We start from the raw sequence: 12,748 nt of genomic DNA on the forward strand, positions 1-12,748 counted from the left end.
TCCGGCCGTTGAGAGCCGCCTTGCCTTCCGGCGGGTTACCGGGACAGTTCAGACGGAACTGAGCAGCAGGCTCGTTTCGCTGTTCGAGACACCATCGATCATGCGCACCTCGCGCAGCACCCGGTCGAAATCGGAGAGGCTGCCGGCGCGGATATTGGCGATCAGGTCCCAGTTGCCGTTGGTGGTGTGCAGCGAGGAAATCTCGGGGATGCCGTGCAGCTTGCGGATGACCTGCGTCGTCGACTTGCCGATCACCTCGATCATCATCACCGCATGCACCGAGCGGTCGTCATAATCCTCCCGCACCCGGACCGTGAAGCCGAGCAGCGTGCCGGTCCCCGTCAGCCGGTCCAGCCGGTTCTGCACCGTGCCGCGCGCCACGCCGAGCGCATCGGAAAGCTTGGCGAGCGAGGCCCGCCCGTCGATGCGCAGATGGGCGATGATGCGGCGGTCGAGTTCGTCGGGGATGTATTTGGCGACGCTCATGGGTTCGCTCCCGGCTTTATGGATGGATTTTGGCAATATTGACAATTCTACTATACAATTTGCTCATATTTCTGGCAAAAACAACATGGTTTTGCGATTTCGGTTAGCGGAGGCATCTTGCTAACCTGGGCTTTGACCAAGCCAAGGAACCGTCCATGCCGCAATCGCCCTCCGAAAAGGCTCTCATTCCCTTCGTCAGCGTCGAGAACATGATGCGCCTCGTCCATCACGTCGGCATCGAGACGATGCTTGTCGAGCTGACGGATGTGATCGAGGAGGATTTCCGCCGTTGGGAGAGTTTCGACAAGACGCCGCGCATCGCCTCCCATTCGCGCGAAGGGGTGATCGAGCTGATGCCGACTTCCGACGGCGTCCTCTACGGCTTCAAATATGTCAACGGCCATCCGAGCAACAAGGTGGAAGGGTTGCAGACGGTGACCGCCTTCGGCCTGCTGGCGAAGGTTTCGACCGGCTATCCGGTGCTTTTGACCGAAATGACCCTGCTGACCGCGCTTCGCACGGCGGCGACCTCGGCCATGGCGGCGCGTCATCTCGCGCCGAAGGGGGCGAAGGTCATGGCGATGATCGGAAACGGGGCGCAGGCCGAATTCCAGGCGCTGGCGATGAAGGTCGTGCTCGGCATCGAGGAAGTCAGGCTCTACGACATCGACCGCCGGGCAACGGAAAAGACGGTCCGCAATCTCGAAGGGTCCGGCCTGCGCGTCACCGCCTGCACCTCGGCGCAGTCGGCCATCGAGGGTGCCGCGATCATCACCACCTGCACCGCCGACAAGCAGTTCGCCACCATCCTCACCGACAACATGGTCGGCGCCGGCGTGCATATCAACGCCATCGGCGGCGACTGCCCCGGCAAGACGGAACTGCACCGCGACATTCTTCTCCGCGCCGACACCTTCGTCGAATATCCGCCGCAGACCCGCATCGAGGGCGAGATCCAGCAGATGGCGCCGGATTATCCGGTGACCGAACTCTGGCGCGTGGTGCGCGGCGAGGCCGAGGGACGGCGCGACGCAAGCCAGATCACCCTTTTCGACTCGGTCGGCTTCGCCACCGAGGATTTCTCCGCCCTGCGTTATGTCCGCGAAAAGCTCAAGGGCACCGATTTCTATCAGGAAATCGACATCATCGCCGACCCCGACGACCCGCGCGATTTGTTCGGGATGTTGCAGCGGGCGCGGTGAGAAGGGGTGGGGTTGCAAGCGCGTTTGTAGTCCGCTTTTGGGCCGGGAGCGGAAGGTCCGGATCGAGCCCCATGAGTCATTCCAGGCTGTCGGCGGTTCTGTTCAGCTGGCTGTGCGACTCGCTTTGCCCATGCTACGAATTCGTCAGATCGTGGAGCGAAGAATGTTTAAGCGGAAGACGGTTTTCATCGTAGGAGCTGGCGGCAGCTATAACCTTCGTTTGCCGGTGGGTGACGGCTTGAAGTACGAAATTGCTAAACGGCTTAGCTTCTCGTTCAAGCACGGACAGGAGCTCGTGTCGGGCGACTCTGGGATCGCCGAGGCAATGGCGCGGATTTCGCAGGACGTAAACGGCAACAGCGATATTTCGGTACTGACCAGAGCCGGACGCGAAGTTGCAACAGCCATGTCACAAGCCATTTCAATTGATAACTACCTGCATACCCACGCCGACGACCTGCATATTATCCTCGCGGGGAAGCTGGGCATTGCCTCAAGCATACTTGCTGCTGAACGGGGCAGCATCATCTACGGCGACCCCCGCAGCGGCAAGAATTTCGGCTTCAAGGACATGCCATCGGTCTGGCAGAATACCTTTTGCCAGATGCTCACCGAGCAGCTTCAGAGGTCAGATATTGAGTATGTTTTCGACAACGTGAGCTTCATCACCTTCAACTACGACCGGTGCCTCGAACACTACATTTCCAATTGGCTTTCGACGTATATGCGTATGCCTCTTCAGGAAATTCAGCTGCTTATGCAGGACTTAAAGATAATCCATCCTTACGGGCAGGTCGGCCGCCTGCCCTGGCAAGGCAACCCCAGTGACGGCGTTGCCTTCGGTGACGATGCTGACGGCGGCAACCTGCCAGCCATCGCGAACCAGCTCCGTACCTTTACCGAGCGGTCGGATGACCGCGCCATGCTTGCACGCATGCGGAAAACCATATCAGAAGCCGAACAAGTGGTTTATTTGGGCTTTGCCTACGGCGCTATGAATATGGAACTTCTCAAGATCGAAGACGACGGCCCTGAAAAGCAGGTCTATGGAACCACACTCGGCATGTCACAGCAAAACGCGGCGGCGGCTCTTGAGGACATCAAGAAATCCCTTTGGCATCACATGAAATCGCGGGTGACTGACAGCTACCTCCACAACACAACGTGTGACGACCTATTAAAGGATAACTGGAGAGCATTGACAGCATAGATGTTCGTACTTCCAGACCCCCTCGCCACCTTTACCGTTTGAGTCTGCGGCGAGATCGGAGAGGCCGGAGCGCGGGCGGGGGCAACCACCACGTCAGGATTGCTTGACGCGGATTTTCGCTAAACGCATTTTCCGGTAATCCCGGGAGTAATGTCCATTTATGGGTGGATAAGAACGGTCATGGAACGTCTGTAACGAAGGCGCAAAGCGTCGTCCCACCCCCTTCAGAGCCTCTCCACCGGCCCCTCCTCCGCCCGCTCGCCGGCAGCCTTGCCGATCCCGCCCGGCACGCCGTTCTTGCCTTCGGTGCGGTCGCGGTAGAGGGCGGCGCGGGCGAGCAGCAGGAAGGTGACCGGGGTGGTGACGGTGACGAACAGGCCGATCAGGAGTTCGTGCAGCACCGGCTTCTGCAGGGAGAAGCTGAAATAGAGCATGGATGCGACCATCACGCCGCCGATGCCCCAGCTGGTGCCGAGGGTGGGCGCGTGGATGCGTTCGTAGAAGGTCCCAAGCCGCAGGAAGCCGATGGCGCCGATCAGCGCCAGCGACGCCCCGAGCAGCAGGAAGAAGGCGACGCCGATGGCGACGGCAAGCGGAATATCTGCTGCGGGCTGTATCATTCGATCACCTCCCCGCGCATCAGGAACTTGGCGAGCGCCACCGTGGCGACGAAGCCGAGCATGCCGATGACCAGCGCGGCCTCGAAATAGATTACCCGCCCCGTTCCGATCCCGAAGGTGACGAGCAGCAGCATGGCGTTGATATAGAGCGCATCGAGCCCGATGATCCGGTCCTGCGCGCGCGGTCCGCGGAACATGCGCACCGAGACGATCGCCATGGCCGCCGCCAGCATCAGCTGGGCGATGGCGACCGCGGTGAAGATAATGATGGCGCTCATGCGAAAATCTCCATCAGCAGCTTTTCATAGCGGTTCTTGATCGTATTCACCCAGGCCGCCTCGTCGATGACGTCGAGGACGTGCAGGAGCACCGTGCGGTCATTGGAATTGTATTCGAGCCAGGCCGAGCCCGGCGTGCTGGTGAGGATGACGGCCAGGAACGCCAGTGCCGTGCGGTCTTCCAGCTCCAGCGGAACAGTGATGAAGCAGGACGTGTGTCCCTCCGGGTGGCCTCTCAGGATGACACTTGCGACGCCGATATTGGAGCGGACGATATCATAGAGGACGATGAAGAGCAGCTTGAACAAGAGGTGCCACTTCTTCACCTTCGGCCTGTCGGGCCGGAGCGACGCCATGCCCCAGGAGGCGAAGGTGGCGACGATCAGGCCGAGAATGAAATGGCCGAGCGTGAAGCCGTTGAGCAGCAGCCACATGACGACGAGAAAGAGGGTGAGAACGGGATAGGGAAACATTACTTGCCCTCCTCCGTTCCGGACCGGTTGCCGACCCCCGGCATCACCGCGGCATTGGTCACTGCGTCGATGTAGATGCTGGGGTTGCTCAGCGTGCGGATCGTCGTATCCATGTACTGCATGGCCGGCCCGGCGCGCACCGTCAGCGCAAGGGTGAGCGCCAGCAGGAACATCACCGGCACGATCTCGATCACCAGCACGCGCGGCACGGTTCCCTCGATCGACGTCCAGAAGGTGCGGATGCCGGCGCGGGTCATGGAAATCAGCGCCGCGAGGCCCGAGAGGATGACGAGGATCGAAAGCGTCCACACGGCGGCGGTCGGCGGCACGCCGATGGCGCCCGTTCCCATCATCGCCGAGAGCATGGCGAACTTGGCGATGAAGCCCGAAAGCGGTGGCAGGCCCGACAGAAGGATGGCGCAGGCCGCAAAGCAGGTGCCGAGGATCGCCATGGTGCCCGGCATGGTCACGCCCTCCTCCTCTTCCGGCGCGCCCTCCTCGCCTTCCCCGAAGGCTTCCATGGTGACCGCGAGAACGGCAGCGCCGGCATCCTGCCCGCGCTCGACAAGCTCGATCAGCATGAAGAAGGCGCTGATCGTCAGCGTCGAGGAGACGAGATAGAGCAGCGCGCCGGAGGACACTGCGCCGTCATTGATGCCGAGAACCATCAGCAGCGTGCCGGAGGAGACCAGCACCGAGAAGCCGGCGACACGGCCGAGCGCCTGGGAGGCGAGCACGCCGATGATGCCGAAGACCATCGTGGCAATGCCGCCGAAGACAAGGAAGCTCGCGCCGAAGCCGGCGGACGGCCCCTCGCCGAACAGCAGCATGGTGAGCCTGAGGATGATATAGATGCCGAGCTTGCTGAGGATGGCGAAGACGCCGGCGACGGGTGCCGAAGCCGCGCTGTAGGCCGTCGGCAGCCAGAAGCAGAGCGGCCACATGCCGGCCTTGATGAGGAAGGCGATGGCGAGCACGGCCGCGCCTGTCTCCATCAGCATGCGGCGGTCCTCTTCGATCTGCGGAATGCGGGCTGCGAGATCGGCCATGTTGAGCGTGCCGGCGGTGCCGTAGATCAGGCTGACGCCGATCAGGAAGAGCAATGCGGCCGCAAGGTTGACCGCGATATAGTGCAGGCCGGCCTTCACCCTCAGCGGGCCCGAGCCATGCAGCAGCAGGCCGTAGGAGGCCGCCAGCATCACCTCGAAGAAGACGAAGAGATTGAACAGGTCGCCGGTCAGGAAAGCGCCGTTGATGCCCATCAGCAGGAGTTGGAACATGGTGTGGAAATGGGCGCCCACGCCATGCCAGCGGGCAAGCGAGAAGACGAGCGCTGCAATCGCGACCACTGCGGTCAGAAGCAGCATCAGGGCGGAAAGCCCGTCCAGCACCAGCACGATGCCGAAGGGGGCGGCCCAGTTGCCGAGCAGATAGACGCCCTCGAAACCGTTAGAGCGGTTTTCGATCTCGAACAGGGCGATGGCGACACCGACGAGAATGATCGTCGCGACGAGGCTGATCATCGCCTTGGTCACGCGCTGGCGCTCGTTGACGAAGAGCAGGATGGCCGCGGCGATCAGCGGAATGAGGATCGGCGCGATGATGAGATGATGGGTCCAGCCGGTCATCTGGAACCGCCCCTGCCGTCGACATGGTCGGTGCCGGTGAGCCCGCGCGAGGCGAGAAGCACGACGAGGAAGAGCGCGGTGGTGGCGAAACCGATGACGATAGCGGTCAATACCAGCGCCTGCGGCACGGGATCGGCGATCATCGTGGTCGAGGCGCTTTCATCGAGAATGGGCGGCAGGTTCGATTTGACCCCGCCTACCCCGAAGATGAACAGGTTTACCGCATAGGAGAGCAGCGAGAGGCCGATGATGACCTGATAGGTGCGCGGGCGCAGGATCAGCCAGACGCCGCAGCTGGTCATGACGCCGATTGCGATCGAAAGGATAATCTCCATCAGGCCTCCTTCGCCTTTTCCATTTCAGCCGCGTGAAGGCGGTTGATACGGATGGACTGGTGCGCGAGTGCCACGAGGATGAGGACGGTGGAGCCGACGACCAGTGTGAACACGCCGAGGTCGAACAGCAGCGCGGTTGCCGCGGGAACCTTGCCTATCAGCGGAACCTCGAGATAGCGGAAATGCGAGGTCAGGAACGGATAGCCGAGCAGCCATGCGCCCGCGCCGGTGGCGGTTGCGGTCAGCATGCCGATGCCCATCCAGCGAAGCGGCAGGATGCGCAGGCGATCTTCCGCCCAGCGCGTGCCGCCCGCAAGATATTGCAGCAGGAAGGCGATCGACAGCGTCAGCCCGGCCGAGAAGCCGCCGCCCGGTAGGTCGTGGCCGCGCATGAAGATATAGACCGCGAACACGATGATCACCGGGAACAGCCACTGCATGATGACCGAGGGCACGAACAGGTAGTCCTTGACCGTATCGCCTGCCGAACGGCCCTCACGCTCCTCGTCCAGACGGTTCTGGATCTGCTGCTGTTCCGGCATCGCCATGCTGTCTGCGGCGGGGCGGAAACGTCTGAGCAGGGCGAAGACGGTGAGCGCCACGACGCCGAGAACGGTGATTTCGCCGAGCGTGTCGAAGCCGCGGAAGTCCACCAGGATGACGTTGACGACATTGCGTCCGCCGCCCTGCGAATAGGCGTTTTCGAGGAAGTAGTTGGCGATGGCGTCAGGCACGGGCATCGTCATCGAGGCATAGGCGATGAAGGTCATGCCGACGCCGCAGACGACCGCGAGCGCCAGGTCGCGGAAGCGGCGGAAACGGGCGCGCAGCGTGATCGTTTCGTCGAAATCCTCCGAGCGCTTCGGCAGCCAGCGCAGGCCGAGCAGGATGAGAACCGTGGTGACGATCTCGACGAGGAGCTGGGTGATCGCCAGATCCGGCGCGGAAAGCCAGACGAAGGTAATGCACACGATCAGCCCGACGCCGCCGAGCATGACCAGCGCCGCGAGACGGTGATACTTGGCAAGAAAGGCGGTGCCGATCGCAAGGCAGATGCCGATCAGCCAGAGCGCGCCGAAGGTGGGGTCGACGCCGGTGAAGACGAAGGGACGCGGCTCGAAGGAGGAAAGATAGAGCGGCAGGAGGCCGGCGAAGAAGCCCATGGCCACCACCCAGCGCAGCTGCGGCTGCAGATTGCGGGTGCCGATCCGCTTTTCCGCCTGACGCGCCCAGTGCCAGGAGACCTCGACGAGAACGCGCTCGAAGATGCGCTGGCCCTTGAGCCGGCGCAGGAAGGGCGGTCCGTCCTCGCAGCGCGCCAGATAGTTGCGGAAGGTGAAATAGAGCGCGGTGCCGCCGACCAGCGCGATGATGCTCATCACCAGTGGCAGGTTGAAGCCGTGCCAGACCGCAAGGTCGTATTCCGGCGTCTGCTCGCCGAGCACGCTCGAGACGGCGGTGAGAAGGAACGGCCCGACGGAAATGGCGGGCGCAATGCCGACCACGAGGCAGATCAGGACGAGAAACTCGATCGGGAAACGCATCCAGCGCGGCGGCTCATGCGGCTTTTCCTTCGGCAACCCGACCGGCGGCGGGCCGAAGAAGACCGTGTGGATGAAGCGCAGCGAATAGGCGACGGAAAACGCGCTCGCCAGCGTCGCCACATAGGGGAGCATGGTGTCGAGAAAGGAGTCGGCATGGGTCTGCACAGCTTCCGCGAAGAACATCTCCTTGGAGAGGAAGCCGTTGAGCAGCGGCACGCCCGCCATCGCCGCACTCGCGACCATGGCGAGCCGCGCCGTCATCGGCATGAAGCGGTAGAGGCCGGAGAGCTTGCGGATGTCGCGCGTTCCGGTCTCGTGGTCGATGATGCCGGCGGCCATGAACAGCGAGGCCTTGAAGGTCGCGTGGTTCAGCATGTGGAAGATTGCCGCGACGGTCGCAAGCGGGCTTCCGAGGCTGAGAAGCGTGGTGATCAGGCCGAGATGGCTGATGGTCGAATAGGCGAGCAGGCCTTTGAGGTCCTGCTGGAACATGGCGAAATAGGCGCCGAGCAGAAGGGTGATGATGCCGGCGCTGCCGACGAGCCAGAACCATTCTTCGGTTCCCGCCAGCGCCGGCCAGAAGCGTGCGAGCAGGAAGACCCCGGCCTTCACCATGGTCGCCGAATGCAGGTAGGCGGAGACGGGCGTCGGCGCCGCCATGGCGTTGGGCAGCCAGAAATGGAACGGGAACTGCGCGCTCTTGGTCAAGGCGCCAAGCAGGATGAACACCAGCGCCGGCACATAGAGCGAATGGCCGCGGATCAGGTCGCCGGACTGCAGGATCTTGTCGAGATCGTAGCTGCCGACGATGTTGCCGAGGATCAACAGGCCGATCAGCAGGCAGAAGCCGCCGATGCCGGTAACCGTCAGCGCCATGCGCGCGCCGTCGCGGGCGGCAGCCGCGTTGTGCCAGTAGCTGATCAGCAGGAAGGAGAAGATGCTGGTCAGTTCCCAGAAGACCGACAGCAGGATGACATTGCCCGAAATGACGATGCCGAGCATCGCGCCCATGAAGGCAAGCAGGAAGGAGAAGAACCGCGGAACCGGATCCTCTTCCGACATGTAATAACGCGCATAGACGATGACGAGAAAGCCGATGCCGGTGATCAGCACGGAAAACATCCATGCGAAACCGTCCATTCGGAGCTTGAAGGCAAGCCCGAGCTGCGGAACCCATTCCGCCTCGAAGCGGAGCGGCTCGCCGCCGGAGATGGCGGGATAGGCGAGAAGAACGATCAGCAGGGAAGTGAGAGCCGCCGAGCCTGCAACCCAGGAGGGCAGGACCCGCGATGGCGTATTCAGGAGAAAAACCGAGATGAGGCTTCCGGCGAAAGGCAGGATCAACAGGACCAGCAGGAAATACGGTTCCAACGTTATCCCAATGCCCCGGTTCCTTTACTTTTGAAGGGCCCGCGCGTGCCCGAGGAGGGTATGTCCTGCGCCTCTAGCCATGCGGGCAAAAATGCCATATATGATCTATATTGACCATTATGGGCAGAATCGAACGATGGGTCAAGCAGACCGCCAGACGTTTTTGACACCTGCCCTCTGTCGCGCGGCGCGGGGGTTCCTCGACTGGACGCAGAGCGATCTGGCGGATCGCTCGGGCGTTTCCCGAGGCACCATCCGCGACTATGAGGGCGAGCGCCACAACGTTCACCGCTCCACGGAAGCACAACTGCGCCTCGCCTTCGAAAACGGCGGGGTCTCCTTCGTCTGCCTGGAGGGTGGCAATGTCGGGATTTGCCCGAAGAGCGGGGCGGAGGGGTAAGGTCAGGGCATTTGGGCTGGGGGGCCGGTGCCAGACCGTCCGCTATTGGGCAGGATCTAGACAACAGTGAACATAACGCTTCTGGAATATAAGCTCGGAAGAGGCCCATTACGGGCCTCAGGTGCCATAGGGATACTGCATCATCTTCGACAATATCCAAGCGATGCTTGATCCCTACCATCGGCGGTCCTCCGCGCGCTATGAGCGGCGGATAAAGAAGGAGTGCGGGCAAACCTTCTTGTGGGGCCCGAGCGAGGAAAAGCCAACCTGTATGCCCCAGTTTTGAGTAGCCGCAGTACTCGGCCCGCTCGTTAGCCTACTGCTCGTTGAAATGGCTTTGCAGTACTCACAGTCTTCAGCGCATCTTCAACCGAAAGATTGCTGATAAGCTGATGCTCGTCGGTACTGCAGGGTACAAAGTGCTCAGGCCAAGTCGACACCGCTTCGCACAGAAGCTTGAACTGAGAGGGCGCATCCTGGTTCACCTGAAGTACTTTTAGGCGCGTAGCCGTCTCGGCACTTTCGCAGAGATATCGGAGGTCTGGAGCAACAAATCGAGGGCAATAGCCAATGATGACAGCAGGATCTCGCGTTCTGAGACACACAGCATTGCCATCGTACGGATTTTGAATATCCAGCATCGGAAACAAGACCTCGCCAGGTTCTAGCGCTGCTACGCGATCCGCAGAGTCCGGCGCTAGATGACTAATTCCATGAACAAAAAAAACGGATCTATACCGACCGTCACGACTTTTCTCAGGAACCGGCGACACCTGCAGTGCATCAGTCGCACGCACGCCGCCAATTCGCGCCATCAACCTCAATGGGTCGCTTTCCCTGTCTAGGCCGGACCAACGCGCGTACCTCGCGTATTCTGGCCTTTTTTCGTTCATGACCCGGTTGGCAAAGATAGGGAACAGTTCGTCAGAGATGTACAACGACGAGACATCGTTCATCCTGCCGAACGGAAGAAAGTTCTTTGAAACTTGAGCGCCACGCGTGTAGCCAAAAACAAAGTACCCTCTCTGGTTGACCAGCTTTGCGACAGGGAGCCATCTTTGGGTGTCCGGATCTTGCCAATTCAGGAAGAATGATCGCATCATGTTTGCCCCAAGAGCTTTTGCCTGTTGATCTCGAGCATATTCAAGGCGAAAGACGCTGCCTCAGTGCTAATGAGTTCTGCCGGTATCCGATCAAAGATATTAGATAGGTCACTCGGATCCACTTTCGAGAGGCGCGACAACCAGAACTGCTCGTGCCTTTTCCCTGCTAAACCCGCAAGACGGAAAGCATCAATGGTTGACAGTGGTCGTCTATCCGTCTGGTCCATGTAGAGCCCCGACCGTGTTTTTTCAGCGTATGCGCGCACATCGAAGCGCTTGTCTTTCGTAACCATGCGCTCTGCTCTCACTGCGTCACTCAGTTCCCTACCCAAACTCGACGCGTGATCGAAAGTTGGCGCCAGTGTTATAGTGCGCTTCTGCGGATCCAGCACAAGCCCCCAGTTTTCGTTGTGCCTATCTCCGTTACCGATCCATGCATCGAGCATGAGATATCCCACAAAACATCGCAGTGCCTCGTCCGGATCATCGGTAAACCTCTGTAAAACAGCAGTCACCCGACTAACGGTGTGACCCCGGTACTTGTAGAAGCTAGTCCCATCAAGTTTTTTCTCGACGGAATTGATCAGTTCGTTTCCCAGGATCAGGCGGCTACCATCAGGGTTCATTTTAGGTGACAGAACGCCCAATTTGCCCTGATATGTTGCGAACTCGTAGTGAGCGTGAGGCAGACCCAAAAGGGCACAGATCTCACAGGCAACCTTTTCAGCCCAGTTCTCACCGGTCCCTTCACGACCAAATTTCAGAAGTTGAAGTCTGCCGTCGAAATTCAACCAGAACTTCTCTTTGGTGCCGAGGTATTCAATGACATCGATTTCATTTTGCACGTCAAATACTGGAAACAGAGTCATTCGCAGTCCTACCGCTCAGTACAAGCACTCCGACAGGTCCAATACCTCAAATAGTTGAATTTGACATCGAAAAGAATTCAACTCTTAACTTGAAGCGCATGATTGATATTGACCTTCGACCCAGCGAGAGTTGTGCGTTCGCAAGCGGCGGCTCTGGTCAGCGCTCTCACTTCCAGGGGCACGACAACCGTCCATGATCAAGTGTTCACTGCCCGTGGGCATCTAACGACAAGGAAAGGCTGAATTTCGGTCCTAGAACTGACCAAAGCAGAATGGCTGCTATCGGTATTCGCCAACGCTGCGCGAACGACCGAAATGGAGGCGCTTAGCCGCTATTACGTATCTTGACTCGAATGTCAGCTTTCAGCGCAACGGCAACGCCGCGGTGAGAAAACCTATGGGGCTGATCCGTGGCGGCCTCTTGCGATGGCGGGCTTCATCCACCGCCGTCATCCCGGCCTTGAGCCGGGATCCAGCGCGATCAAGTCTTTGATCGCAACATAGTCTTTCGCGCGATGGACATCGCGCTGCTGCCGGAACATGTCCGGCATGACGGAGAGGAATGAATAACGCTCCCAACGCCGAACTTTGTCGGCAACCTGACGGCGGCCTGAAGCCGCCGTTTGTCTTTTCCGTGATGGTCTGTCCTTGAGGGGCTTAGCTCTTTGCAAGCTCGGTCAGGCGGTCGAGAGCGGCCTTGAAGCCCTTCAGCGAGATGGCGAGGTTGACCGGCTGGTTCGGCTGGATCGACGTTGCCGTGACGTTGAGGGCGGCGGCGGCGGAAAGAGCGGTGACGTTCGCGGTGGTAAAGGTCACAGGCAGCAGGCAGCCGGCCGGCAGGCAGGTGGAGAATTTCAGGGCCGGGAGCGGCGGATTGCTGTCGATCTTCAGGCTGGCGCCGGCGTCGAGCTTGAGGCCGAAGGGCAGCGCCAGAACACCGGCCACGCCGCCATCCTTGGCCGGCTGCAGCTCGATGGCGAGAACGCGCTGGCCGTCCTGCTGCTGCTGGACCTGCGCCATGGAGCAGATCTTGTTGTTCTGCACGACACCGCAGGTGACACGCCAGTCCTGGTAGGTTTCCTGCAGGGAGCTTGCGCCGCCGGGCAAGGTGGCCGGTGCCGCATCCTCAGCGAAGGCGGGGGCTGCGGCGAGGAGCGGCAGCAGGGACAGGGCCGCGGTGGTGAGCTTGTGCATCCTTGGTACTCTTCCGTTGTCGATTGAAAGGTGGC

The 12,748-nt window shown here is 60.6% G+C and carries 13 protein-coding genes; 3 read left to right on the plus strand and 10 right to left on the minus strand.

All coding sequences use genetic code 11. The annotated features are described in order from the left end of the window. Positions 1-48: 48 nt before the first annotated feature. A complete protein-coding gene (locus NBH21_RS18990; protein WP_250912932.1) occupies positions 49-486 on the minus strand; it encodes an Lrp/AsnC family transcriptional regulator in 438 nt (145 codons plus the stop codon). Between the two features lie 155 nt (positions 487-641). On the opposite strand from NBH21_RS18990, the gene NBH21_RS18995 reads away from it, so the two are divergent. Continuing rightward, positions 642-1,688 carry an ornithine cyclodeaminase gene (locus tag NBH21_RS18995; RefSeq protein ID WP_250912931.1) on the plus strand — a complete coding sequence of 349 codons (1,047 nt, stop codon included), beginning with the start codon at positions 642-644 and terminating at the stop codon, positions 1,686-1,688. 163 nt (positions 1,689-1,851) lie between these two features. Then, a complete protein-coding gene (locus NBH21_RS19000; protein WP_250912930.1) occupies positions 1,852-2,898 on the plus strand; it encodes a hypothetical protein in 1,047 nt (348 codons plus the stop codon). A 224-nt stretch (positions 2,899-3,122) separates the two neighbouring features. Here the strand turns inward: NBH21_RS19000 and mnhG are convergent, their stop codons facing one another. Genes mnhG through NBH21_RS19030 form a run of 6 tightly spaced genes read right to left on the minus strand, consistent with a single transcriptional unit; the run spans position 3,123 to position 9,153 of the window. Further along, positions 3,123-3,518 (minus strand): monovalent cation/H(+) antiporter subunit G, encoded by a 396-nt coding sequence (gene mnhG / locus NBH21_RS19005; RefSeq protein ID WP_250912929.1) that lies wholly within the window; start codon positions 3,516-3,518, stop codon positions 3,123-3,125. After that, the gene (locus NBH21_RS19010; protein WP_250912928.1) at positions 3,515-3,796 is read right to left on the minus strand and encodes a K+/H+ antiporter subunit F; all 282 of its coding nucleotides are present in this window, start codon (positions 3,794-3,796) and stop codon (positions 3,515-3,517) included. The genes mnhG and NBH21_RS19010 overlap by 4 nt, the downstream gene beginning before the upstream one ends. Further along, a complete protein-coding gene (locus tag NBH21_RS19015) occupies positions 3,793-4,269 on the minus strand; it encodes a Na+/H+ antiporter subunit E (RefSeq protein ID WP_250912927.1) in 477 nt (158 codons plus the stop codon). The genes NBH21_RS19010 and NBH21_RS19015 overlap by 4 nt, the downstream gene beginning before the upstream one ends. Next, positions 4,269-5,897, minus strand: a complete 1,629-nt coding sequence (locus tag NBH21_RS19020) for a monovalent cation/H+ antiporter subunit D (RefSeq protein ID WP_250912926.1) — start codon at positions 5,895-5,897, stop codon at positions 4,269-4,271. The genes NBH21_RS19015 and NBH21_RS19020 overlap by 1 nt, the downstream gene beginning before the upstream one ends. Further along, entirely contained in the window at positions 5,894-6,232 is a 339-nt protein-coding gene (locus tag NBH21_RS19025) for a Na+/H+ antiporter subunit C (RefSeq protein ID WP_250912925.1), read from the minus strand. Before NBH21_RS19025 ends, NBH21_RS19020 begins: the two co-directional genes overlap by 4 nt. Beyond that, positions 6,232-9,153, minus strand: coding sequence for a monovalent cation/H+ antiporter subunit A (locus NBH21_RS19030; RefSeq protein ID WP_250912963.1), 2,922 nt, complete (start codon positions 9,151-9,153; stop codon positions 6,232-6,234). Before NBH21_RS19030 ends, NBH21_RS19025 begins: the two co-directional genes overlap by 1 nt. Before the next feature lie 85 nt (positions 9,154-9,238). Between NBH21_RS19030 and NBH21_RS19035 the strand changes: the two genes are divergently transcribed. Beyond that, positions 9,239-9,547, plus strand: a complete 309-nt coding sequence (locus NBH21_RS19035; RefSeq protein ID WP_250912924.1) for a helix-turn-helix transcriptional regulator — start codon at positions 9,239-9,241, stop codon at positions 9,545-9,547. A 311-nt stretch (positions 9,548-9,858) separates the two neighbouring features. On the opposite strand, the gene NBH21_RS19040 is transcribed toward NBH21_RS19035, so the two are convergent. The 3 genes from NBH21_RS19040 to NBH21_RS19050 form a co-directional block, all read right to left on the minus strand. After that, the gene (locus NBH21_RS19040; RefSeq protein WP_250912923.1) at positions 9,859-10,650 is read right to left on the minus strand and encodes an HIRAN domain-containing protein; all 792 of its coding nucleotides are present in this window, start codon (positions 10,648-10,650) and stop codon (positions 9,859-9,861) included. After that, positions 10,647-11,519, minus strand: coding sequence for a HipA domain-containing protein (locus NBH21_RS19045; protein WP_250912922.1), 873 nt, complete (start codon positions 11,517-11,519; stop codon positions 10,647-10,649). Before NBH21_RS19045 ends, NBH21_RS19040 begins: the two co-directional genes overlap by 4 nt. Before the next feature lie 657 nt (positions 11,520-12,176). Further along, positions 12,177-12,713 (minus strand): invasion associated locus B family protein, encoded by a 537-nt coding sequence (locus NBH21_RS19050; RefSeq protein WP_250912921.1) that lies wholly within the window; start codon positions 12,711-12,713, stop codon positions 12,177-12,179. Positions 12,714-12,748 lie beyond the last annotated feature (35 nt).

The sequence above is a fragment of the Ciceribacter sichuanensis genome (assembly GCF_024055605.1).
Taxonomy (GTDB): domain Bacteria; phylum Pseudomonadota; class Alphaproteobacteria; order Rhizobiales; family Rhizobiaceae; genus Allorhizobium; species Allorhizobium sichuanense.